The 22,420-nt window shown below is 68.8% G+C and carries 18 protein-coding genes; 9 read left to right on the top strand and 9 right to left on the bottom strand.

Annotation, left to right across the window (positions count from 1 at the left end; genetic code table 11):
• Nucleotides 1-196 precede the first annotated feature (196 nt).
• Complete coding sequence (locus tag D7V88_RS21465) at nt 197-1,774, top strand: peptidylprolyl isomerase (protein WP_120542522.1); 1,578 nt, start codon at nt 197-199, stop codon at nt 1,772-1,774.
• 24 nt (nt 1,775-1,798) lie between these two features.
• On the opposite strand, the gene D7V88_RS21470 is transcribed toward D7V88_RS21465, so the two are convergent.
• Nucleotides 1,799-2,893 carry a GGDEF domain-containing protein gene (locus tag D7V88_RS21470; protein ID WP_120542523.1) on the bottom strand — a complete coding sequence of 365 codons (1,095 nt, stop codon included), beginning with the start codon at nt 2,891-2,893 and terminating at the stop codon, nt 1,799-1,801.
• A 61-nt stretch (nt 2,894-2,954) separates the two neighbouring features.
• Between D7V88_RS21470 and D7V88_RS21475 the strand changes: the two genes are divergently transcribed.
• Complete coding sequence (locus tag D7V88_RS21475) at nt 2,955-3,551, top strand: Maf family protein (RefSeq protein WP_120542524.1); 597 nt, start codon at nt 2,955-2,957, stop codon at nt 3,549-3,551.
• The gene (locus D7V88_RS21480; protein WP_120542525.1) at nt 3,548-4,219 is read left to right on the top strand and encodes a YggS family pyridoxal phosphate-dependent enzyme; all 672 of its coding nucleotides are present in this window, start codon (nt 3,548-3,550) and stop codon (nt 4,217-4,219) included. The genes D7V88_RS21475 and D7V88_RS21480 overlap by 4 nt, the downstream gene beginning before the upstream one ends.
• Nucleotides 4,220-4,241: 22 nt before the next feature.
• On the opposite strand, the gene D7V88_RS21485 is transcribed toward D7V88_RS21480, so the two are convergent.
• Nucleotides 4,242-4,463 (bottom strand): hypothetical protein, encoded by a 222-nt coding sequence (locus D7V88_RS21485; RefSeq protein WP_120542526.1) that lies wholly within the window; start codon nt 4,461-4,463, stop codon nt 4,242-4,244.
• A gap of 329 nt (nt 4,464-4,792) precedes the next feature.
• Between D7V88_RS21485 and D7V88_RS21490 the strand changes: the two genes are divergently transcribed.
• The 6 genes from D7V88_RS21490 (at nt 4,793) to D7V88_RS21515 (ending at nt 12,336) form a co-directional block, all read left to right on the top strand.
• On the top strand, nt 4,793-5,590 hold the full coding sequence (locus D7V88_RS21490) for a DUF3108 domain-containing protein (protein ID WP_120542527.1): 798 nt from the start codon (nt 4,793-4,795) through the stop codon (nt 5,588-5,590).
• A 42-nt stretch (nt 5,591-5,632) separates the two neighbouring features.
• A complete protein-coding gene (locus D7V88_RS21495) occupies nt 5,633-7,321 on the top strand; it encodes a DUF4091 domain-containing protein (RefSeq protein WP_120542528.1) in 1,689 nt (562 codons plus the stop codon).
• Between the two features lie 24 nt (nt 7,322-7,345).
• Complete coding sequence (locus D7V88_RS21500) at nt 7,346-8,323, top strand: DUF3108 domain-containing protein (protein ID WP_120542529.1); 978 nt, start codon at nt 7,346-7,348, stop codon at nt 8,321-8,323.
• Nucleotides 8,324-8,443: 120 nt separating this feature from the next.
• Complete coding sequence (locus tag D7V88_RS21505; protein WP_244238296.1) at nt 8,444-9,844, top strand: hypothetical protein; 1,401 nt, start codon at nt 8,444-8,446, stop codon at nt 9,842-9,844.
• A 57-nt stretch (nt 9,845-9,901) separates the two neighbouring features.
• Nucleotides 9,902-10,984 carry an imelysin family protein gene (locus D7V88_RS21510; RefSeq protein ID WP_120542530.1) on the top strand — a complete coding sequence of 361 codons (1,083 nt, stop codon included), beginning with the start codon at nt 9,902-9,904 and terminating at the stop codon, nt 10,982-10,984.
• Nucleotides 10,985-11,004: 20 nt separating this feature from the next.
• Complete coding sequence (locus tag D7V88_RS21515) at nt 11,005-12,336, top strand: di-heme oxidoreductase family protein (protein ID WP_120542539.1); 1,332 nt, start codon at nt 11,005-11,007, stop codon at nt 12,334-12,336.
• A gap of 13 nt (nt 12,337-12,349) precedes the next feature.
• Here the strand turns inward: D7V88_RS21515 and D7V88_RS21520 are convergent, their stop codons facing one another.
• The 7 genes from D7V88_RS21520 to cysS form a co-directional block, all read right to left on the bottom strand.
• Nucleotides 12,350-12,700 carry a hypothetical protein gene (locus D7V88_RS21520; protein WP_120542531.1) on the bottom strand — a complete coding sequence of 117 codons (351 nt, stop codon included), beginning with the start codon at nt 12,698-12,700 and terminating at the stop codon, nt 12,350-12,352.
• Between the two features lie 180 nt (nt 12,701-12,880).
• A complete protein-coding gene (locus D7V88_RS21525) occupies nt 12,881-14,221 on the bottom strand; it encodes a hypothetical protein (RefSeq protein WP_244238297.1) in 1,341 nt (446 codons plus the stop codon).
• 91 nt (nt 14,222-14,312) lie between these two features.
• Nucleotides 14,313-14,831, bottom strand: a complete 519-nt coding sequence (locus D7V88_RS21530; protein WP_120542533.1) for a DUF507 family protein — start codon at nt 14,829-14,831, stop codon at nt 14,313-14,315.
• 137 nt (nt 14,832-14,968) lie between these two features.
• On the bottom strand, nt 14,969-16,924 hold the full coding sequence (gene uvrC / locus D7V88_RS21535; protein ID WP_120542534.1) for an excinuclease ABC subunit UvrC: 1,956 nt from the start codon (nt 16,922-16,924) through the stop codon (nt 14,969-14,971).
• A 12-nt stretch (nt 16,925-16,936) separates the two neighbouring features.
• On the bottom strand, nt 16,937-19,105 hold the full coding sequence (gene uvrB / locus D7V88_RS21540; protein WP_120542535.1) for an excinuclease ABC subunit UvrB: 2,169 nt from the start codon (nt 19,103-19,105) through the stop codon (nt 16,937-16,939).
• An 89-nt stretch (nt 19,106-19,194) separates the two neighbouring features.
• The gene (locus D7V88_RS21545) at nt 19,195-20,883 is read right to left on the bottom strand and encodes a M28 family metallopeptidase (RefSeq protein ID WP_120542536.1); all 1,689 of its coding nucleotides are present in this window, start codon (nt 20,881-20,883) and stop codon (nt 19,195-19,197) included.
• A gap of 45 nt (nt 20,884-20,928) precedes the next feature.
• The gene (gene cysS / locus D7V88_RS21550; RefSeq protein WP_208726395.1) at nt 20,929-22,365 is read right to left on the bottom strand and encodes a cysteine--tRNA ligase; all 1,437 of its coding nucleotides are present in this window, start codon (nt 22,363-22,365) and stop codon (nt 20,929-20,931) included.
• Nucleotides 22,366-22,420: the final 55 nt, after the last annotated feature.

Below are 22,420 nucleotides of genomic sequence, written 5' to 3' on the forward strand. Positions count from 1 at the left end.
CGGCGAAGAAGGGGGAAGGGGTTGGCTAAACTCTCTGAATCGCTTGCATTTTCCGGTCTGTTGTCCTAGGCAGTCAAGGCCCGGATGAGGGGGATACGCAGGTGCTTCCCCCACCGGCCGGGCTACCAACAACACGGCGCCGCGAGACCTTCCGCAAGGGTGAATCGCGGGCGCTTCCGACCGTGAAGTGACGACAATGGACGGTTTGAATCCCCGGAAGGTCTTCTCCCTCCTGTTCATCTTCGGCATCGCCGTGGTGTTCACGCTCCAGTTCGGGCCCGGCAGCAACGGGTTCAGCACGAGCGGCGACGCGCCGACGACCGCCAGCGCCGCCGCGGTGGTGAACGGCAAGGAGATCCCCCTGCGCGACTTCAGCATGGCCTGGTCGCGGCAGATGAACTTCCTGCGCTCGCAGGGCAGCCCCATCCCGGAGTCCATGGCCCGCCAGTTCGGCATGGACAAGCAGGTGCTCGACCGCCTGGTGAACGCGGAGCTGCTCGCCCAGGCGGCGGAGACCCACGGCATCAACCCCTCGGATGAGGAGCTGCGCAAGCTCATCCACCAGAACACGGACTTCCACTCCAAGGAGGGCGCGTTCGACTTCACCCGCTACCAGCAGGTGCTGCGCGACTTCTACCGCCGCACGCCGCAGGAGTACGAGCAGGAGCTGCGCCGTCAGATGGCCGCGCAGAAGATGCTCGACGTGGTGCGCACGGGCGCGGTGGTGTCGGACGACGAGGTCCGCGCGCGCTACGAGAAGGACGGCAACCAGGCCAAGCTGGTGTTCGCCCGCTTCCTGCCCACCATGTTCGTGGACAAGGTCGCCGCGCCCACGCCCGCGCAGTTGGCGGAGTTCCAGAAGGCGCACGAGAAGGAAATCGCCGACTACTACGCGGCCAACAGCTTCGTCTACAACGTGCCGGAGCGCATCCGTGCCCGGCAGATCCTGGTGAAGGTGGCCCCGGACGCGACGGCCGAGCAGAAGGCCCAGGCGAAGACGAAGGCGGAAGGCCTGCGCAAGGAACTGGACGCGGGCAAGGACTTCGCCACCCTGGCGCGCGCCAGCAGCGACGACGACGCCACCAAGGCGAAGGGCGGCGAGCTGGGCTGGGTGGAGCGCAACACGTGGGACCCCACCCTGGCCTCCGCAGCGTTCGCGCTCAAGGCCGGTGAGGTGACGCAGCCGGTGGAGTCGCCGCTGGGCGTGCACCTGGTGAAGGTGGAGGAGAAGAAGGACGCGCAGAACAAGAAGCTGGAGGACGTGAAGGCGGAGATCGCCACCACCCTCTACAAGCAGGATCAGGCCAAGGGCCTCGCGAAGGCGGAGGCCGACAAGGCCCTGGCCGCGGTGAAGGCCGGCAAGTCGCTCAAGGAGCAGTTCCCGGTGGCGGCGGGCCAGCAGCCGGCCATCCTGCGCTTCGAGACGGAGACGAAGCCGGAGGCGGTGGAGACGGACAGCTTCACGGCGGCGGGGGATTCCGTGCCGCACCTGGGCCCGGCGCCCGGGCTCGTGAAGGCCACCTTCGAGGCCTCCGCGCCCAAGGCGCTGGATGAGGTCTTCACCGTGGGCGAGGCGAACGTCGTCGCGCAGGTGGTGGAGCGGGAGAAGCCGGACACCGCGGGCTTCGACAAGCGCAAGGAGGAGCTGCGCACCCAGGCCCGTCAGGCCAAGCAGATTGAGCTGACGGAGTCCTTCCTCAAGTCGCTGCGCAAGAGCGGCAACGTCGTCATGAACACCGAAGCCATCGACTCGGTGCTGGGCGCCGCGGGGTAGTCCCGCCGGACAGCGCGGGATGTTTCAGCGGGCGAAGGGGACCTCCATGCGGGGGACCTCTTCGCCCGTCACACGTTCAGCGACCGCGACGGCGTCACGCCCCTTGCCCTTGGCCGCGTACATGGCGAAGTCCGCCGCGCGGATGAGGTCCGTGGAGGACGTGGCGTGATCCGGGAAGGACGCCACCCCGACGCTCGCGGTGAGCGCCACGTCCAGCCCCTGCTCGCGCAGGAAGCGCTGGCCCCGGAAGGCCTCGCAGATGCGCTGGGCGATGACCTGCGCTCCGTCGGTGTCCGTCTCAATCAACATCACCGCGAACTCGTCGCCGCCGTAGCGGAAGACAGCGTCCAGGTTGTGACGGCCCAGGCTGATGAGCAGGTCGCCCACCTCCTTGAGCGTGGCGCTGCCCACCAGGTGCCCGTGCCGGTCGTTGATGGACTTGAAGTGGTCCAGGTCCAGGAACACGAGCGACAGCGGGTGGCGGAAGCGCGCCGAGCGCTTCACCTCCTGCTCCAGTTGCGCGCGCAGGTGCCGCGCGTTGAAGCAGCCGGTGTGCTCGTCCGTGATGGTGAGTTCCTGCACCCGGCGGAAGTTGCGCGCGTTCTCGATGGCGATGGCCGCGTAGTCCGCGATGGCCGTGAGGGTGGTGAGGTCCTCAGGCGTGAAGCCCGGTTCGGTGGGGCCGTTGACCAGTTCAATCACGCCCAGCACCCGTTCGCGCGCCAGCAGGGGCACGGCGAGCAGGGAGCGGGTGTGGAAGGCGGAGGCCTCATCGAAGCGGGGCGCGAAGCTGGGGTCCCCGCCCACGTCGTGCACGAGCCTGGGTGTGGCGGAGGCGAACACCGCCCCGGCGATGCCCTCCCCCGGGTTGAGTTGCAGGCCCTTGAGCGCCTCGGCACCCTCGCCCACGGCGATCTCGAAGTAGAGCTTTCCGCTGCGCTCGTCTTGAAGGATGAGTGACCAGTTGCGCGGCCGCAGCAGCGCGCTGACCTTCTGCATCACCAGCGTGAGCACTTCGCGCAGCTCCAACGTGGAGGTCAGCGCCTTGGCCATTTCGTTGTAGGCGGCCAGTTGTTCCACTGTCCGCTTCATGGCCGACAGGAGATCCGCGGGGTTCATCGGGATGCCCTCCGGAGCGCAGGTCTGCTAAGGCCCGCGGGTCGCGCTACACGACCCGCCCATGGATCCAACCACTTTGCTCGTTCTCGCCTCCGCTTCGCCCCGGCGCAAGGATTTATTGGCCCAGTTGGGCCTGCGCTTCACCGTGACAGCAGCGGATATCGATGAAACGCCGACCGCCGGAGAAATTGCGCGAAACTATGTGCAACGGCTCGCGGAGGAGAAGTCACGGACGGTGGCGGCCCGGCATCCGGACGCATGGGTGCTGGCCGCGGACACCACGGTGGCCCTGGGTTCTGAGCTGTTGGGAAAACCCCGGCATGCGGCCGAGGCGCGCGACATGCTGGGGCGTTTGTCCGGCCGGACGCACGAGGTCTTCACCGGCATCGCGGTCGCGGGCCGGGCCCGCGCGTCCCAGGTGGTCCGCACCCAGGTAACGTTCCGTGCGCTCTCCCCGGAAGAAATCGCCTGGTACGCGGACACCGGAGAACCCCTGGACAAGGCGGGGGCGTACGCCATCCAGGGCAAGGGCGGCTTCCTGGTCGCCTCCATCGAGGGCAGTCCCACCAACGTCATCGGCCTGCCGCTGGGCGAAACGCTCGCCCTGCTCCAGGAGGCGGGCCTTCCCCTGCCGTGGAAGAAGGTGGACCCCACATGAGCACCTCCGTGGCGGACAACCTGGCGCGGGTGAAAGAGCGCGTGGCGAAGGCCTGCGCGAGCGCGGGGCGGCCGGAGTCGTCGGTGACGCTGGTGGCGGTGTCCAAGCTCAAGTCCGCGGCGCTCATCCGCGAGGCGTACGCCGCCGGGCAGCGCGACTTCGGGGAGAACTACGCCCAGGAGCTGCGCGACAAGGCGACGGAACTCCAGGACCTGGACGGCCTGCGCTGGCACGCCATTGGGGCGCTGCAGACGAACAAGGTGAAGTACGTGGCCCGCGTCGCGCACGCCTTCCACGCGCTGGAGCGGTGGGAGGTCGCCGCCGAACTGTCGAAGCGGCGCGAAGGGGCCCCTCCCCTGCCCTGCTACGTGGAGCTCAACCTGGGCCAGGAGGACACCAAGCACGGACTCTCCCCGGAGGCGCTGGGGGACTTCCTCACCCGCGTGCGTGAGTTGCCGAACCTCCAGCCGGTGGGCCTGATGGCGCTGCCACCGCCCACGGACGACGTGGCGCGGATGCGCGAGGGCTTCGCACGGCTGCGCGAGCTGGCCCACGCCCGTGCGCTGGCGTCACTGTCCATGGGTACCACGCACGACTTCGAGCAGGCCATCCTGGAAGGCGCCACCGTCGTGCGCGTGGGCACCGCCATCTTCGGCGAGCGCACCTGAAGCGAGCGCCCCCGCTGGAAGCTCACGCCGACTTGAGCTTGAGCTTGCCCTCGGAGCTGACGCGGGCCTCGAACTCGCTGCCGCAGTACATGCAGCGGACCTCTTCCCCGTTGGAGAACGTGTCGATGCCCACGTTGTGGGCGCTGCAGTCGGGGCATTCGAACTCGTCGAAGGAACGGCCGCCGCTGGCGGCACCTGCCTCCTTGGCGAAGTCGTCGTCGTCGAACTGGAAGTCGTTGGCCATGGGCGGGTGCTCCCGAAGAGGGCGTGAACCTGCCCGGGAGGCTACCAGCCCCGGGCGGCCGGGCGCACCGGGAAGCCCCACGCCGGGCATCCAGGCGGGCGGGCGGGACTGTCCGCCATTTGTCAGCGTCGGGCGTGTGCGGGTACCCCTGTGGGCCCCCCCGCCGTCCAGCACCCGGCCATCGCTGGAGCGTCCGGGGGGCGGCCATCCGACTTTGAATGTCCGCGCACGCAGGCCGTCCCGGAAATGTCCGGTGGTGGGGTCGGTTGCGTTGCGCGGTTGGCTTGGGCGGACCGGCCACCTAACTTGCAAGCAAGGGAGCACACCCGATGCGCAGTCTGTCCAGGTGGGGGTTCACGGCGGCGATGGTCGGACTCATGGGGTCCGCGCTCGCGCACGCCCAGGAGCCCGCCCAGGCGGCGTTCGGCCCGGGTGAGCAGGCCCAGTACCGGGTGAAGTACCTGGGGATGACGGCGGGTACCGCGACGGTGACGGTGGGCGCGCCCATGACGCAGTGGGGCCAGAGCGTGTGGCCCATCGTGGCGCTGGCGAAGTCCGACGACCTCGTCGGCATCTACCCCGTCAAGAGCCGTTACGTGTCGTACTGGGACGCCGCGGCGCAGCGGATCACCGGAAGCGATCTGCACTCGGAAGAGAACCGCAAGCGCCGCCGGCAGCGCATCCAGCTCACCGAGGACAGCAAGGGCGCGAAGGTCGTGAAGCAGAAGGAGAGCGACCCGCCGCGCGAGACGAACCACGAGCTGCCGGACGGCACGTTGGACATGACGGGCGCGGCGTTCGCGCTGCGCGGCCAGGACCTCACGGTGGGCCGCACGTACACCTACCCGGTGTTCACCGGCAGCAAGGTGTTCACGATGAGCGCCACGGTGGAGGCCCGCGAGACGCTGGCCACCCTGATGGGCCCGCGCGACGCCTTCCGTGTGCGCGTGCACACCGAATTCGGCGGCAACATGGAGTCCAAGCGCGACCTCACCGCGTACTTCACGACGGACGCGCGCCACGTGCCGCTGCGCATGGAAGCCGAATTCGCGCTGGGCTCCATCGTGGTGGAGATCAACGACTACAAGCCGGGCCGCGTGGTGGCGGTGGCCCGCGCGGACGACTGACCCGGGACGACAGGAAGGTCGTCCCCAGCGGAAGGCAGGGGCATGGGCGTGGTGGGTTGGGCGTGGGCAGTGTCGGCGGTGCTCTCAGCCGCTCCGGGTGGACCGCAGGTGGTGTCGCCGCTCGTGAAGGTGCGGGCGGACGCGATGCCGAAGGGCGCGGCCCAGGCCCGCCTGAGCGCGGCGCGGGGTGAGTGCGAGGCCACGCAGGTGGTGCTCCCCAAGGGCGTGACGCGCGTGACGATGAAGCCCCTGGCCCTCAAGGGCCCGGGCGCGCCGCTCACCGTGGACGCGTGGCGCGAGGCGTACCTGGACGTGAAGACGCCGTCCAACGGCCAGGGCCAGGCCGGGCCGTGGCCCGACGCGCTCGTGCCGCTGTCGGCGCCCGCCAATCCCAGACACCCCACCGTCCTCTACGTGGAGGTGTGCGTGCCCCGGAAGCAGGCCCCGGGCACCTATGCCGGCAGCCTGAGCGCGTCCGCGGACGGCAAGGAGTTGCCAGAGGTCCCCTTCACCGTGGAGGTGCAGCCGTTCGAGCTGCCGGCCACGTCCTCGTTGCCCAACAGCTTCGGCATCTCGCTGTACAGCATCGCGAAGGGGCACGGCATCTCCGCGGAGTCGCCAGAGGCCAGGGCGTTGCTGCGCGCGTATGGAAAGGCGCTCCTGGAGCACCGGGTGAGCGCGCACGGCATGGGCATGGATCCGCCGGGCGTAAAGTTCCAGGACGGCCGCGCGGTGGTGGACTGGACCGCGTACGACGCGGAGATGGCACCCTTCCTGGACGGAAGCCTGCTGCCCTCCGGCGCGCGCTTCACCACGAGCGACGTGCGCGACAGCAAGAAGGCCTCCACGGACGCGGAGAAGACGGCGTACTACCGCGCCTTCCAGAAGCACTTCGAGGACAAGGGCTGGCCCGCCCAGCTCTTCTTCTACGCCAAGGACGAACCGAAGCCGGAGGACGTGCCGCTGGTGAAGGCGCAGTCCAAGCGCGTGCGCGACGCGGGCGGCGCAATCCCCGTGCTCGTCACCACCCCGCTGGACGCGGCGCTGCAGGGCTCGGCGGACATCCTCACGCCCACGATCAACTGCTTCTATCCTCGCGAAGGCCCGCAGACGTGCCGCACGGTGGCGAACACCGCGTCCGTGCGCAGCCGGCTGCCGGCGCGCGCGAAGGTGTGGTGGTACCAGAGCTGCAACTCGCACGGCTGCACCGGCGGCACGCCCCCGGACGCGAAGCTGGACCGCGCCTACAGCGACTGGGCCTCGTACATGGTGGACCACCCCGCCCCGCTCAACCGCGCCATGGGCGTGCTGGCCTATTCCAGCGGCGTGGACGGCGAGCTCTATTTCGACACCGTCTTCGCCTACAACACGAAGAAGGATGTCTGGACGGACCTCTTCGAGTTCGGCGGCAACGGAGACGGCACCCTCTTCTACCCGGGTACGCCCAAGAAGATGGGGGGGAGCGAGCACCAGCCGGTGGTGTCGCTGCGGCTGAAACACATCCGTGACGGCCTGGAGGACTATGAATACCTGCGCCTGCTCACGGAGCTGGGCGACGGCGCCTTCGCCAGGACGGCGGCGAAGCGACTGGCGAAGTCGGGGTATGAAATCTCCCGGGACCCGGGAGAATGGGAAACGGTGCGTCGGGAAGTGACGGCGCGGCTGGTGAAGCAGTGGGCGTCTGAACAAGCGAAGCGCTCCGGACGTCGGACTTCCGGGGGCACCCCGTAGTCACTCCCCCTGGGAGGAAGCAGAATGATCTCCATGCGCACCCTCGTCGCGGCCTGTCTCGCCTTCAGTGCCGCCACCGCCTGGGCCCAAGAGGCCCCGCCCTTCAAGATGCCCGTCCTCCCGCACCAGAAGGGGGCCGCGCCAGCGGACGCGCCCGGGACGGACGGCGCACCGGCCGCCGAACCCGGCGCGAACACCGGTGACGCGACCGCGGCAGCGCCCGCCAACGAGCCCGTCATCGCGGTGAAGCCCTGCGACCAGGGCCTGCCCGCGCTGAAGACGCCGCTCGCGTTCAAGCCCGGGGAGCTGCTCGAGTTCGACCTGGACGCCATGGGCGCCAAGGCGGGCAAGCTCACCATGCGCGTGCAGCGTCAGGCCAACGGTTCGCTGCCGGTGCTGGTGGAGGCCCAGACGAACACCCTGTTCTCCAAGGTGCGCCGGGTGCGCGGCAGCGCGACCAGCTACCTGCACCCGCGCACGCTGCGCCCCTCGCGCTACACCGAGGACGCGGTGGAGAACGAGCAGCGCCGCAAGGTGAACGTGGCCTTTGGCGCGCAGGACCGCAGCGTCAAGGTGGACTACCAGATCGCGGACCGGCCCAAGGGCCAGTTCAACTACACCTGGGACAAGGACGGCCTGGACGTCGCGGGCGCCATCTACCTCATCCGTCAGTTGCCCCTGAAGAAGGACCTGCCGGTGTGCTTCGACGTGTACGGCATCCGCCGCATGTGGCGCCTGACGGCCACCGTGGTGGAGCGCGAACACGTGTCGCTGCCCCTGGGCGAGTTCGAGGCCTGGCACCTGTCCGGCACCGCCGTGCGCCTGGACCGGCCATCCCAGACGCGCGACGTGCACGTGTGGATCACCGACGACGAGCGCCGCCTGCCGCTGGCCGCCGTGGGCGCCATCGACCTGGGCGCCGTGCGCCTCACCCTGTCCTCCGTCACCCGCCCCGGCGAAAAGCCCATGGCGGCCCAGGGCAAGGAAGATCTCAAGTGGTGACGCGGGGTTGAACCGAAGCCACCAAGGCCCGCCTCCTCCGGGAGCGCGGGCTTTGATTGCTTCACAAAATGAGAATGGTTTGCAAAGTCAAAAATCGGAGCGTAGGGTGCGCGCCTTCCGATGCGCCCCCATCTCCTGAACCCGCTGCTGTCGTTGCTGTTCGCGCCCCTGTTCCTGCTGCCGCTGGCGGCCCGTGCGCAGTCCTTCCGGGCCCATGACGAAGGCCGGTCGCGCCGGGGGCGCCTCATGGACGAGTCGCGCATCGGGGAGCCGGACAAGAACGAAGTCATCACGGTGGGCAGCAAGCCGAAGCTGGACCTGGACGTGAATGCCTACGCGGACCTGCAGTTCGCGTACTTCAACTACGGGGAGAACCAGAACCGGGCGAACGGGTCGCAGAAGGACTCGCGGCTCGTCTTCGACACGACGCGCCTGGTGCTGGAGTTGGAGGCGGGGCTGCCGGAGTACGGCATCGAGGCCGAGTTCGAGGTGGAGTTCGAACACGGCGGCGCGGGCGCCGCGCTGGAGCTGGAGTACGAGGAGTTCGGCGAGTTCGACACCGACGTGGAGAAGGCGGGCGAAGCGCTGGTGGAGGAGCTGTACCTGACGAAGAAGCTGGGCCGGAACCTGGAGATTTCGGTGGGCCGCTTCTACGTCGCGGTGGGCACGCTCTTCGCGGACTACCGGCCCACGGACTACCTGGGCACCATCCGCTCCGAGGCGGAGACGCGCATCATCCCCAACACGTGGAACGACATGGGGATGCAGCTTCGGCTGGACATCCCGTGGGGCCTGCGGCTCACCGGGCAGGTGGTCAACGGCCTGGATTCCACCGGTTTCAACTCCAACACGTGGGTGGCCACGGGCCTGCAGCAGCGCTTCGAACTGGTGCGCGCGTCGGACCTGGCGGCGGTGCTACGCGCGGACGTGAAGCGCTTTCCCGGCTTCATCTTCGGCGTGTCCGCCTACTACGGCGGCACCACGCGCAACCGGCCCAAGCCGGACCTCGTGAAGCAGTGCGACGACGCGAACCCGAACGTGGTGGCGCCGTGCGGCTACGTGAGCGCTCCGCTGCTCGTCGCGGACGCGCACCTGTCGGTGAACCGGGCCGGCTGGCGGGCGCACGCGATGGTGATGTTCGGCCACCTGGGCAACGCCGCCGCGGTGTCCGCGCGCAACGCGCGCCTGTCCAACCTGCTCAACGTGCTGCGCACGCCGGTGTCCGACAACGCGCTCACCGCGTGGGGTGAGCTGGGCTACGACATCGCGCCCGCGCTGGGCCTGGACGGCAACCACCGGTTGGAGCCGTACATCCGCGTGGACTACATGGATTCGCAGTTCAGGCCTCGCGCGGAGCTGTTCGACAACCCGCGCTTCGAGCGCACCGTCTACACCGTGGGCACCAGCTACACGCTCGCGGGCCTCGCCGTCATCAAGCTCGACTTCGGACAGCGCCGCATGGGCTCGTCCGCGTTCCGCCCGGAGAACACGCTCCGGATGTCGACGGGCTTCGTCTACTGACGGCCTTCCCGGCTGATTGAAACACCGTTGCAAAGCACGTCCCTGAAAGGGTCCTCCATGTCCTTGCGTTCCCTGAAATTCTCCCTGCTGGTTGGCGGTGCGCTCGTGCTGGGCGCCTGCGGCGATGACGACGACGGCGGCGACCTGGAGTCGCTGGATCAGCAGCTCGTCATCAACTTCGCGGACGCGGTGGTGGTGCCCACCTACAACCAGCTCGCCACGCGCATGGTGGAGCTGGACGCGGCGGCCCTGGCGCTGAAGAACACGCCGGGCGCGGCGACGTTGAAGGCGGCGCAGGACGCGTGGTTCGCCGCGCGCATCCCGTGGGAGCAGAGCGAAGCGTTCCTCTTCGGGCCGGTGGACAGCTACGGCTGGGACCCCGCGCTGGACAGTTGGCCGGTGAACCGCACGGACCTGGACGCGGTGCTCGGCAACAGCGACACGCTCTCCCAGACGTACGTGAGCAACCTGCAGGAGACGCAGAAGGGCTACCACACCACGGAGTACCTGCTCTTCGGCGAGGGCGTGACGAAGCAGCCGGAGGACTTCAACGCGCGGCAGTTCGAATACCTGCTCGCGCTCACCGCGGAGCTCAAGGCGGTGTCCGGCAACCTGGCGGCCTCGTGGACGACGGGCGTGGACGGCAAGGCCCCGTACCGCGACACGCTGGCCAAGGCCGGTGAGGCGGGCAACACCGTGTACCCCACGGTGGAGGACGGCGCGCAGGAGATGCTGGGCGGCATCCTGGTCATCCTGGACGAGGTGGCCAACGGGAAGATCGCCGACCCGTACGACGCGAAGGACGCGAACCTGGTGGAGAGCCAGTTCGCGCTCAACTCGCTGTCGGACTTCACCAACAACATGCGCAGCGTGGAGAACGTCTACCTGGGCCACATGCCGGGCGTCGCAGCCAAGGGCCTGTCCATGTCGGACGTGGTGAAGGCGCGCGACTCGGCGCTGGACATGCGCGTGAAGGCGGAGCTGGCGGCGACCATCACGGCGCTGGGCAAGGTGCCGGAGCCGTTCCCGGTCTCCATCAAGGACCCGGCCTCCGCGGATGAAATCGAAGGGGCGCAGGAGGCCATCCGCAAGCTGCACGACACCTTCCAGGTGGACGTGAAGGCTGTCATCCTTCCCTGATGCCGGACCGGGGGAACGCGATGCGACGGGCACTGGGACTCGGGGCGCTGCTGTGGCTCGCGGGCTGCGGCGACAGCGAACCCGAGGCTCCAGAGGCCCCGCGCGCGGGGGGCGCCACCACCATCGACGACCGCACGTCGCGGGCGTTCGCGTATGCCGCCCCCAACCTCACCGCGGAACACGAAGCGCTGCACCGCGAGGGCGACGCGGCCTTCGCGGCCGTCTTCGTGCCCGCCCCCTCCCCGGTGAACCCGGGGTTGGGGCCCGCGTACAACAACACCTCGTGCAACGGCTGCCACCTGCGCAACGGCCGGGGCATGCCGGTGATGGGCGGGGGCCCGCAGCGCACGCAGTTGCTGGTGCGCGTGAGCCTTCCGGACGGCACGCCGGAGCATCCCCACGGCGCGGTGCCGGTGCCGGGGCTGGGCTTCCAGATCCAGGACCAGGCCGTGTACGGCGCGGCGCCCGAAGCCAGCGTGACGCTGTCGTGGGTGGAGAGCGCGGGGACGTACGCGGACGGCACGGCGTACAGCCTGCGCTCGCCGCGCGTGGCCATCGTGCTGCCGGACGGGTCGCCACCTCCCGCGAACATGCGGATGTCGCTGCGCCTGCCGCCGCCCGTGGTGGGCCTGGGGCTGCTGGAGGCGGTGGCGCTGGACACGCTGCGTGCGCTCGAGGACCCCGCCGACGCGAACGGCGATGGGGTGTCCGGCCGGCTGAACACCGTGTGGGACGTGCAGGCGCGTGCGCTCGCGCCGGGACGCTTCGGCTGGAAGGCGAACAGCCCCAACCTGCACCAGCAGTCGGCGGAGGCGTACTTCAACGACATGGGGGTTTCGAACCCCCTCTTCCCGGAGGCGGACGGCACCTTCGAGCTGCCCCACGACATCCTGGACGCCGCGGTCTTCTACGCGCAGTCGCTGGGGGTGCCGGCGCGCACCGCCCTGGCCGACGCGACGGTGAAGCGGGGCGAGGCGAAGTTCCGGGACCTGGGCTGCGTCACCTGTCACCGCGACACGCTGGAGACGGGCGAGTATCCGGTGGCGGAGCTGGCCCACCAGCGCATCCACCCCTATTCGGACCTGCTGCTGCATGACCTGGGGCCGGGCCTGGCGGATGGGCGGCCGGATGGAGATGCCACTGGCTCCGAGTGGCGCACCGCGCCCCTGTGGGGCCTGGGCCTGACGCACACGATCCTTCCGTACTCGGGCTGGCTGCACGACGGCCGCGCCCGCTCGCTGGAAGAGGCCGTGCTGTGGCACGGCGGTGAGGCGGAACGGGCCCGCGAGGGCTTCCGCACCCTGTCCGCGAGCGACCGGGCCGCGCTGGTGCGCTTCCTCCAGTCGCTGTAGGGCCGTCCGGCGGCTACCCGCGGCGAATCATCCCGGCGGCCTGGGACATCCGGCGGCGCAGGTGCGTCACCGCTTCGTGCAGGTCCTCCAGGCGCTGGAGCACGTGGAGGTCCTCGCCCGCGTTCAGCAGGGCGCCCGGCGTGAGCGTGTCGCGCTGGAGGGCCTGGAGCAGGTCGTGGAAGTGGGCCTGCACATCGCCCAGCGCGTCCAGTCCCTCGCGAAGGTCGTCCTCCACGAAGTCCAGGAGGACGGTGGCGTCCGCGCGCACGGGCAGCGCCTGGGCCAGACGCTCCACCGCCCCGCTGACGGGGTCGGTGCGGCGCAACATCGCGGTGGTGGCGAGGGCTGCGACGGGAGAGGGCATGTCCAGGACGCTACAGGCGCGTAGCGTCCGGTCAATTTTCCCACCCCCTGCCCTCCGGTGCGAAACGCCCACGCCAGCGCAAGGGCGCGGCCACAGCCTGCTGCTCCTGGAGCGCACCCGCGAAACACCTGAAGGGCCGGAGGCTTCGTGGCCCCCGACCCTCCCGTGCTCGAAGCAGCGTCAGCGCCCGGCCGGGGCCGCTGGAGCGCCTGTCGCGGGCGCGGCGTTGGCCGGTGCTGGCGTGGCCGGAAGTGCGTTGCTCGGCGACGAATTCAGCGGCGCGGGCGTCCCCAGCAGCGGTGCGGGCGTGCCGGTGTTCAGCGGCGCGGGCGTCCCCAGGAGGGGCGACGGCGGCGTGCTGGAGGACTGCGACAGCGGCGGCACCGTGGCGAGGATGCCCGGGCTCACCTGGCTGGTGCCCACGAAGGTGTTGAAGTCCGGCGCGGACACCTGCGGCGTGGTGAAGCCCCCCACCGACACACCTCCCACGGTGGGTGGCGTGGCGAACGTCCCCTGCCCCACCGTGGCCGTGGAGCCCGGCGCCACCCCCGACACGACCGCGGGCGGATTCGTCGGCGCGGACGGCGTGAACGAACCGCTGTAGGTGGAGGGCGAATCCGACGGCAGCGACGGCACCGTCGCCGCGCTCGTCGTCACGGTGGAGCCCACCGGCCCCGTGCCCGACGTCACCCCCGCCGTGCCGCTGCCACCCGTGCCCTGCGTGGCCGGAGCGAAGTTCGGAGGAGACACCGGGGCCACCGCCGCCGGGAACGCCGTGGGCAGCACCGGCGTGAGACCCGCCAGGTAGGCCGGCAGTTCCCCTTCGCTCGGCACCACCGCCACGGACGGCACCGGCACGCCTTCCACGTTGATGGCGACCTCGTCGAAGACGAACTGGAGGAACCCGCGCGGCTCCTGCTGCACCGGCAGGTTCCACACCAACACCACCAGCTCCGCGTCACCCGGACGCGCCTCGCGCAGGATGCGCTTGGTGTCGTCGTCCGCGAACGTGCCCGCGTCCAGCGCCGCCGCATGCACCAGCGCTGAATCCGTCAGCAGCGTCCCATTGCGCCACACGCTACCAATGCCCCAGACGGCCATCGCCGCATGCGCCCGCGTCGTCGCGCGCCACCCAAGGCCGCTGTCGCCATAGAGCGGCGTGCCCATCAGCACGCCGCCTTCGATGAGGTGCGGAGGAGGCCGGGGAAGCGGCCCTTCAGGGGCTCGCGCCATCGCCTGGGCGGGAGGAAAACCCGTCTGCGTCAGCTCCACGCGGTAGTCCGCGCCGCCGATGCGCAGGTTCGCGCTGAGCTGTGCCTTGTCCCCGAAGGTCGCGTTGGCCAGGCCCACGCGATCCTCCACGGACAGGGACATCTGCCCCGTGCCGCGCTCGGTCAGGTCACTGAAAGGAAGCGGACCCTGGATGAAGTACCCGCCCGGCTGCTCGGTCCTCGCGCTGGCCTGCCGGCCCTCGAACGTGAACCCGTCGCCCCCTGGCGCCGCCGCCAGGACACCGGACATCAGAATGCTCGTGAGGATTGAACCCGCCATCGACGCTGCCTCCCTTGAAGTTGAAGGTAGGCAGCGGAGCGGGCCGTGGCACGCCCCGGAACTAAATCAGACCACGGGCGCGGCGGATCTGCTCGACGGTCTTGTTGTACTCGATGTCGAAGGCGCTCGTGCCTTCCTGCAGGTGCTTCAGCCGCGAGCGAGCTTCCCGGTCGATCTCGTCGTCCACGTCCAGGTGCTTCTTCATTCCCTGGAACATCTTCTGACGCAGGATGTTATCGGCGGAGAAGACTTCCTCCACGTTCCGGCTGATGAGCAGGAATTCGATCATCTGGTTGATGACGTACTCGATGCCCTCGTCCCCCATCTTGAAGCCGCGCACATCCGCCATCTCGCGCTTCACCTGGTTGAACTTGGAGTAGTCATATCCCCGACGCTCCAGGGCCTCGCGCGTCGCCTGGTTCACACGCTCTTCGTTGGCGAGGTACTCGCGCATGATGGCGGAGAGGTCCATCTCGGCGTCAGCCACGCGCATCGGCTCCACCTCGATGTCCCCGTCCTGCATGAGCTGCTGAATGGCCTCGCGCGAGATGATCGGGATCACCTTCGGATACAGCCTCATGTCGGTCCTCGTCCTCTTCAAACGTGCTCGGATCTTCAACCGCTATAAAACAGCGCCGAGCATGGTCGCAATGAAAAACCCTAGGAACGTCGCGGGTTCCAGCGGCCAGCCCCCCCGGCGTCCGAACCGGAACTTAATCATGCCGTACCCGGTGGCGACCCTCCATCCGCTTTTTCATGCGCTGCTTTTTCGGCCCCGGGTTCGATCGCGTCGTCCAGGCTGGCTTCGCGCACGGGGTCCTCGGAGTCGTCCTCGGGGTCACCATGCAGCCCTGCGTGGACGCGTTCGGCCATCGCCGGGCCCACGACCTCGGCCAGTTCCTCGATGCTGGCGTCCCCCACCCGCTTGAGAGAACCGAAGTGGCGCAGCAACATCTTCCGCCGGCCTTCGCCCACGCCGGGAATGTCCTCCAGCGCCGAGCGCATGGCGCTCTTTCGCATGGACTTGCCCTGGAAGGTGATGGCGAAGCGGTGGGCTTCGTCACGCATCCGCGTGAGCATGAACATTTCCGCTGAGTTCTGGGGCAGGACGATGGGGTCCTTGCGGCCCAGGACGAAGACGCGCTCGGGGCTCTTCGCGCTCTCCGCGTCGCGGTCGAAGACCTCCTGATCGCGGCTCTTGGCCAGGCCCACCACGTCCACGCCCTCCACGCCCAGGTCCTTCATGGCCGCGTGCGCGCTGGCAAGCTGCCCCTTGCCACCGTCGATGACGAGCAGGTCCGGCAGGTCCCCATCCTCCAGGCCCCGCTTGAGCCGGCGGGTGATGACCTCGTACATGCTGGCGAAGTCGTCCTGCTTGTCCACCGTCTTGATCTTGTACTTGCGGTAGCGCGACTTGTCCGTCTCCCCGTCCGTCACCGCCACCTGCGAGGCGACGATGGAGGAGCTCTGGAAGTGGGAGATGTCGTAGCACTCCATCCGGCGCGGGAAGTTGCGCAGGCCCAGCTTGGACTGGAGGCGCGAGAGCACCGTGTCCGTCTCGTCCTTGGTGCGCTTGCGCTCCACGAACGCCTGCTCCGCGTTCTTGAGCGCCATGTTCACCAGTTCATGCTTCTCCCCGCGCTTGGGGACGAACACGCGCACGCGGTCGCCCCTGCGCTCGGTGAGCAGGGCCTCCAGGCCGTCGGTGCCGTCGCCGGGCTCCAGCGGCAGCAGGACCTCCTCCGGCACGAAGCCGCCCTGGTCGTAGTAGAGGTTCACGAACGAGGCGAGCAGCTCGTCGTCCGGGAACTCCTGGCTGCCGAAGGGGAAGGCCTGGCCGCCGTTGAGCCGGCCCTGCCGTACGTGCAGCACGTAGAACAGGATGCGGTCGCCCTCGCGGTAGAAGGCGAACACGTCCTGGTCCTTGAAGTCGCTGGTCGCCACCTTCTGGCGCTCCAGGCTGCGTTCAATGGCGAGCAGTTGGTCGCGCACCCGCGCGGCCTCCTCGAACTTCAGCTCGGACGCCGCGCGCTTCATGCGCATGCGAAGTCCTTCGGTCAGCTCCCCTGCCTTGCCCTCCAGGAACATGGCCACCTCATCCACGCTCTTGCGGTAGTCCTCCTGGGACACCGGGAAGACGCACGGGGCCGGGCACCGTCCGATTTGGTGGAGCAGGCACGGCCGCTTGCGGTTGGCCAGCACATGGTCCGTGCAGGTGCGAAGCTGGAAGAAGCGGTTGATGAGGCGCAGTGTTTCGCGGATGGCGCCCGCGCTGGAGTACGGGCCGAAGTAGCGCGCGCCGTCCTTCTCGTACTTGCGCACCACCTCCAGCCGGGGGAACGGCTGGTGGCGGTCCAGGCGCAGGGAGATGAACTGCTTGTCGTCCTTGAGCAGGACGTTGAAGCGCGGCTTGTGCTTCTTGATGAGCTCGTTTTCGAGGAGGAGGGCTTCCTTCTCGTTGTGGACGAGCACCGTCTCCAGGTCGCCCAGCATCGTGTCCAGCATGGACACGAAGACGCGGGTGTCACCGGTGCGGGTGAAGTAGCTGCGCACCCGGCTGCGAAGGTTGATGGCCTTGCCGACGTAGATGATCTGCCCGCGCTTGTCCTTCATCAGGTACACGCCGGGCTCGGTGGGCAGCGCGTCCAGCTTCTCCTGCAGCCGGATGTCCATGCGGAATGGCTCCTAGTTCTTCGCCCGCGAGCGGCCGGACGGTTTCCCCGGGGAACCGCCTGAAGTCCCGCCGGACGAACCGCCGCCCGACGGACGCCCACGGCCGCGTCCCCCCTTCTTCGGGGTGGTGCCCGGCGCGTCCACCGCCTTGGGTGGCGCGCGCAGGAGCGACCGCGACGGAGGCTTGAGGCCCAGGTCCATGTCCTTGAGCAGTTGGACGCGGTCGCGGAACTCGGCGGCCTTCTCGAACTGCATGTCGTCCGCGGCCTTGAGCATCTCCTGGTTGAACTCCCCGATGAGGCGTTTGATCTCCTTGGCCTCCAGCAGGTCGTTCTCCCCTTCCGCCGCCATGGGCAACGCGCCGGCCTGCGCGTCGTAGTCCGGGATGTTCTCGGAGAAGTTCTGGATGTTGCTCTTCACCGAACGCGGCGTGATGCCGTGCTCCGTGTTGTAGGCAGTCTGGATGGCGCGGCGGCGGGAGGTCTCCTCGATGGCCCGCTTCATCGAGTCGGTCATCTGGTCCGAGTACATGATGACGCGCCCGTTCAGGTTGCGCGCCGCGCGGCCGATGGTCTGGATGAGCGACACGTGGCTGCGCAGGAAGCCTTCCTTGTCCGCGTCCAGGATGGCGACGAGCGACACCTCCGGGATGTCCAGGCCCTCGCGCAGCAGGTTGATGCCCACGAGCACGTCGAACTCGCCCCGGCGCAGGTCGCGGATGATGGCCATGCGCTGGATGGCGTCGATGTCCGAGTGCAGGTAGCGCACCTTCACGCCCACGTCGCTGTAGTACTCGGTGAGGTCCTCCGCCATGCGCTTGGTGAGCGTCGTCACCAGCACGCGCTCGTTGCGCGACACGCGCACGCGGACCTCTTCCAAGAGGTCGTCCACCTGATTGCCGGCGGGGCGCGTCTCCACTTCCGGATCGATGAGGCCGGTGGGGCGGATGATCTGCTCCACCACCACGCCCTTGGACTTCTGGAGCTCGTATTCGGCAGGCGTCGCGGAGACGAAGACGGCCTGCTGCACCATCTCCTCGAACTCCACGAACTTCAGCGGCCGGTTGTCCAGCGCGCTGGGCATGCGGAAGCCGAAGTTGACCAGCGTCTCCTTGCGCGCGCGGTCGCCTCGGTACATGGCGCCAATCTGGGACACCGTCTGGTGGCTCTCGTCGATGAGCACCAGCATGTTGCGCGGGAAGTAGTCGATGAGGCACGGGGCCGATTCGCCCGGCGCTCTCCCGGTGAAGTGGCGCGAATAGTTCTCGATGCCGTTGCAGTAGCCGACCTGTTCGATCATCTCCAGGTCGAACATGGTGCGCTGCTCCAGCCGCTGCGCCTCCAACAGCTTGCCTTCCGCCTTGAAGGTCTGGAGCTGGCTGGCCAGTTCCTCGCGGATGGTGCGCATGGCGCTCTGGCGCGCCTCCGGGCCCGCGACGTAGTGGCTGGCGGGGAAGATGACGATCTTCTCCAACTGCCCCAGCGTCACGCCGCGCAGCGGATCGAATTCGGTGATGCGCTCCAGCTCGTCGCCGAAGAAGCTGACGCGCACGGCGCGCTCTTCCTCGTAGATGGGGAACACCTCCACGGTGTCGCCCCGCGCGCGGAAGGTGCCACGGTGGAAGTCCAGGTCGTTGCGCTCGTACTGGGCCTCCACGAGCTTGCGCATGAAGCCGTCGCGGCCCATGTCCTCGCCCACCTGCGCGCGGATGGCCAGGTCCACGTAGCTGCGCGCGGCGCCCAGGCCGTAGATGCAGGACACGCTGGCCACGATGATGACGTCGTCGCGCGTGCGCAGGCTGTGCGTCGCGGAGTGGCGCATCCGTTCGATGTTCTCGTTGATGGACGAGTCCTTCTCGATGAAGGTGTCCGTCGACGGAACGTAGGCCTCGGGCTGGTAGTAGTCGTAGTAGGAGACGAAGTACTCGACGGCGTTGTTCGGGAACAGGCCCTTGAACTCACCGTAGAGCTGCGCGGCCAGCGTCTTGTTGTGCGCGATGACCAGCGTGGGGCGCTGCACGTTGGCGATGAGGTTCGCCATCGTGAACGTCTTGCCCGAACCGGTGACGCCCAGCAGGGTCTGGTAGCGGTCGCCGCGCAGCAGGCCCTCGGTCAACTCACCGATGGCCCTGGGCTGGTCGCCCTGGGGCGAATGGTCACTGACGAGTTGGAACTCCGGCATGGGCAGCGATCTAACATCCCGGCCGCTCCCATACTGAACCTTCGTGCATGCCCGTCCGCCAAAAGACGGTCAGTGCGGCGGCCCCTGCCCTACTTCCCGGGCGCCCCCTTCAGTGCCCCCAGGGACTTCAGGCGGGCGGCCTCGAATTCGTCCCCCTTGTTCCACTTCGGCATCTCCTTCGCGCGCGCCACCTGGGAGCCCACCAGGAAGAAGAGCCGGGTGTCCTCCACGGCGCCGGAGAGGTCCCACTCCGGCCGCAGCTCGTCGGTGGGCTGGTGGTAGTGCTTCAGCTCCCACTCCCCCCGCTGTGCGCGGCCCCAGCCCTCCGGCTTGCCGATGAAGTCCATGCCGCTGCCGAAGTAGGCCGCCGGGATGCCCATGCGCGCGAAGTTGAATTGATCCGACCGGTAGAAGAAGCCGCGGTCGGAGAGCTGATCCGCCTTCACCGTGCGCCCCTGCGTCTTCGCCATCGCGGTGACGAAGCCATCCAGGCTGGACTTGCCCAGGCCGATGACGGTGATGTCGCGCGTGCGCCCCAGGATGTTGGCGCCGTCCACGTTGACGTTCGCGGCGATGCGGCCCGTGGGCACCGGCGGGTGCTCCGCCAGGTACGCGGAGCCCAGGAGGCCGTATTCCTCCGCGGCCACGGCGGCGAAGAGGATGGAGCGGCGCGGGGCCGTGGGCAGCGCGGTGAAGGCCCGGGCCACGGCGAGCATCGCGGCCACGCCGGACGCGTTGTCCACCGCGCCATTGTAGATGACGTCGTCGCCGGGCTTGCCGTCGTCCTTCTTGCCCAGGTGATCATGGTGCGCGGTGTAGAGCACCACCTCCTTCGACAGCACGGGGTCGCTGCCCGGCAGCAGGCCCAGGACGTTGGCGGTGGGCCGGCGGTGCACCTCGCTGGTGATGCGCAGCGACAGCGTCACGCCCAGCGGCACCGGGTGGAAGTCCCGCGACTGCGCGGCGGCGCGCAGCGCGTCCAGGTCCTGCCCCGCCAGCTTCATCACCTGCCGGGTGGCGTCCTCGGTGGTCCACGCCTTCACCTGGAGGCGGGGCGCGTCACCGGCGGGCAGTTCGAACTGTTCGCCCGTCCACGACGTGCGCACCACCTGCCACGGGTAGCCCGCGCTGGGCGTGGTGTGGAGGATGATGGCGCCCGCCGCGCCCGTCTTCGCCGCCTGCTCGTATTTGTAGTCCCAGCGGCCGTACCAGAGGCGCGTCTTGCCCGCGAACAGGCGCGGATCATCCTCCGGGTCGTTGTTGAGGATGACCAGCGTCTTGCCCTTCAGGTCCATGCCCTTGAAGTCGTCCCACTGGTACTCCGGCGCGACGATGCCGTAGCCCACGAACACGAGTTCGGACGCGTCCAGCTTCGCCTCCGGGGCCTGCACGCCGGACACGGCGATGAAGTCCTCGCGGGCCTTGAGCTCCAGCCGGCCTGACTTCGCCTGGAACGTCATCGCGCCCGGATGGCTGTTGATCCCCATCAGGTCGAAGCGCTGCAGGTAGCTTCCGTCCGGAGCGCCCGGCTTCAGACCCAGGGCCTCGAACTGCGCGGCGATGTACTCCTGCGCCAGCGCGTCGCCACGCGTGCCGGGGCCGCGTCCTTCCAGCAGGTCGCTCGCTAGGAAGCGCACGTGCGCGCGCAGCACGTCCTGGGTGATGGCCTGCTGGGCCACCTTCTCCTGGGACGTGGGGGAGGCAGCGCCCGCCGCGAGGGCGGACGCCGAGCACAGGGCGACGAACAGGACAGGGAGGTGCGCCGGAAGGAGCCTCATGCGCCCTGGCCTAGCATGGCCGGCCAGGGCGCCCCCAGCGGGTTTTCAGGAGGCCGGCGCCGCCACCTTCCAGGAGGTGCCGCCAGGCGTGTCCATGATGTCCACGCCGCGTTCCTTGAGGGTGGTGCGCACGCGGTCGGCCGCGGCGAAGTCCTTCGCGGCACGCGCGGCGGTCCGCTCGGCGAGCAACCGATCCACCTCCGCCACGTCGATGCCCCGCTCGCGCACCGCGCGGTCGCGACGGCGCAGCAGCCAGTCCACCGGGTCGTCCTCGAAGAGGCCCAGCACGCGCGAGGCTTCACGCACCTGTTCGCGCAGCACCTGGAGGGTGCGGCCCACCAGCGCCTTGTCCTTCACGGGCGGCTTGTCGGTGAGCTCGTTCATCAGGCCGAACTGACCCGACAGCGCGCCCAGCGCTCCGGCGGTGTTGAAGTCGTCGTCCATGGAGGACTCGAACTCCGCGAGGAAGCGCGCGGGGTCGCCGTGCAGCGGGCCCTTGCCGAAGTCCTTGCCCGCCACGCGCTCGTCCACCTTGCGCAGCGTTTCGTAGAAGTACTCCATGCGCATCTCCGCGTCCTGGAGCGCCTTCTCCCCGAAGCTCAGCGGGTGGCGGTAGTGCGTGGAGACGAAGAAGAAGCGCAGCGCTTCCGCGTCCACCTTGGCGAGCGCGTCGCGCAGGCGCACCACGTTGCCCAGCGACTTGGACATCTTCGCGCCTTCCAGGTCCAGGAAGCCGCAGTGCATCCAGTACTTCGCCATCTGCTGGCCGGTGGAGGACTCGCTCTGGGCGATCTCGTTCTCGTGGTGGGGGAAGATGAGGTCCAACGCCCCGCCGTGGATGTCGAACGAGCGGCCCAGGAACTTCTCGCTCATCGCGGAGCACTCGATGTGCCAGCCCGGACGGCCCTTGCCCCACGGGCTGTCCCACGACGGCTCACCGGGCTTCGCCGCCTTCCACAGGGCGAAGTCCAGGGGTTCGCGCTTGAGCTCACCGGGGTGCGTGCGCTCGCCCTGGCACAGCTCGTCCAGGTTGCGCTTGGACAGCTTCGCGTAGTCCTCGTCCTTGCCGACCTCGAAGTACACGTCGCCCTTCGCCTCGTAGGCGAAGCCCTTGTCCACCAGCGTCTGGATGAGCGCGACGATCTCCGGAATCGTCTCGCTCACGCGCGGGGACACGTCCGGTTCGCGCAGGTGCAGGGCGCGGGTGTCCTCGCGGAAGATCTCCACGAAGCGCGACGCGAGCTCCACGGGGGTCTCCCCCGTCTCGTGCGCGGCCTTGATGATCTTGTCGTCGACGTCCGTGTAGTTGCGCACGTACGTCACCTTGAAACCCCGGTAGCGCAGGTAGCGGACCACCACGTCGAACGACGTGAAGGTGCGTGCGTTCCCGATATGGATGTAGCTGTAGACCGTAGGCCCACAGACGTAGACCTTCACCTCGCCGGGCACGAGCGGCTCCAGCGGCTCCTTCTGCATGGACATCGTGTTGAAGAGCCGGATGGATGGGGGGGCCACGGTGGAGGGTCCTCCTGGGGAG

This window comes from Corallococcus terminator (assembly GCF_003611635.1).
GTDB classification, from domain to species: domain Bacteria; phylum Myxococcota; class Myxococcia; order Myxococcales; family Myxococcaceae; genus Corallococcus; species Corallococcus terminator.

Coding starts and splice junctions, on each gene's coding strand:
- D7V88_RS21525 (WP_244238297.1), bottom strand. CDS start 14,221: ATGTCCGGTGTCCTGGCGGCGGCGCCAGGGGGCGACGGGTTCACGTTC.
- D7V88_RS21490 (WP_120542527.1), top strand. CDS start 4,793: ATGCGCAGTCTGTCCAGGTGGGGGTTCACGGCGGCGATGGTCGGACTC.
- D7V88_RS21510 (WP_120542530.1), top strand. CDS start 9,902: ATGTCCTTGCGTTCCCTGAAATTCTCCCTGCTGGTTGGCGGTGCGCTC.
- uvrB (WP_120542535.1), bottom strand. CDS start 19,105: ATGCCGGAGTTCCAACTCGTCAGTGACCATTCGCCCCAGGGCGACCAG.
- uvrC (WP_120542534.1), bottom strand. CDS start 16,924: ATGGACATCCGGCTGCAGGAGAAGCTGGACGCGCTGCCCACCGAGCCC.
- D7V88_RS21470 (WP_120542523.1), bottom strand. CDS start 2,893: ATGAACCCCGCGGATCTCCTGTCGGCCATGAAGCGGACAGTGGAACAA.
- D7V88_RS21505 (WP_244238296.1), top strand. CDS start 8,444: ATGCGCCCCCATCTCCTGAACCCGCTGCTGTCGTTGCTGTTCGCGCCC.
- D7V88_RS21485 (WP_120542526.1), bottom strand. CDS start 4,463: ATGGCCAACGACTTCCAGTTCGACGACGACGACTTCGCCAAGGAGGCA.
- D7V88_RS21495 (WP_120542528.1), top strand. CDS start 5,633: ATGGGCGTGGTGGGTTGGGCGTGGGCAGTGTCGGCGGTGCTCTCAGCC.
- D7V88_RS21480 (WP_120542525.1), top strand. CDS start 3,548: ATGAGCACCTCCGTGGCGGACAACCTGGCGCGGGTGAAAGAGCGCGTG.
- D7V88_RS21520 (WP_120542531.1), bottom strand. CDS start 12,700: ATGCCCTCTCCCGTCGCAGCCCTCGCCACCACCGCGATGTTGCGCCGC.
- D7V88_RS21530 (WP_120542533.1), bottom strand. CDS start 14,831: ATGAGGCTGTATCCGAAGGTGATCCCGATCATCTCGCGCGAGGCCATT.
- cysS (WP_208726395.1), bottom strand. CDS start 22,365: ATGTCCATGCAGAAGGAGCCGCTGGAGCCGCTCGTGCCCGGCGAGGTG.
- D7V88_RS21475 (WP_120542524.1), top strand. CDS start 2,955: ATGGATCCAACCACTTTGCTCGTTCTCGCCTCCGCTTCGCCCCGGCGC.
- D7V88_RS21545 (WP_120542536.1), bottom strand. CDS start 20,883: ATGAGGCTCCTTCCGGCGCACCTCCCTGTCCTGTTCGTCGCCCTGTGC.
- D7V88_RS21515 (WP_120542539.1), top strand. CDS start 11,005: ATGCGACGGGCACTGGGACTCGGGGCGCTGCTGTGGCTCGCGGGCTGC.
- D7V88_RS21465 (WP_120542522.1), top strand. CDS start 197: ATGGACGGTTTGAATCCCCGGAAGGTCTTCTCCCTCCTGTTCATCTTC.
- D7V88_RS21500 (WP_120542529.1), top strand. CDS start 7,346: ATGATCTCCATGCGCACCCTCGTCGCGGCCTGTCTCGCCTTCAGTGCC.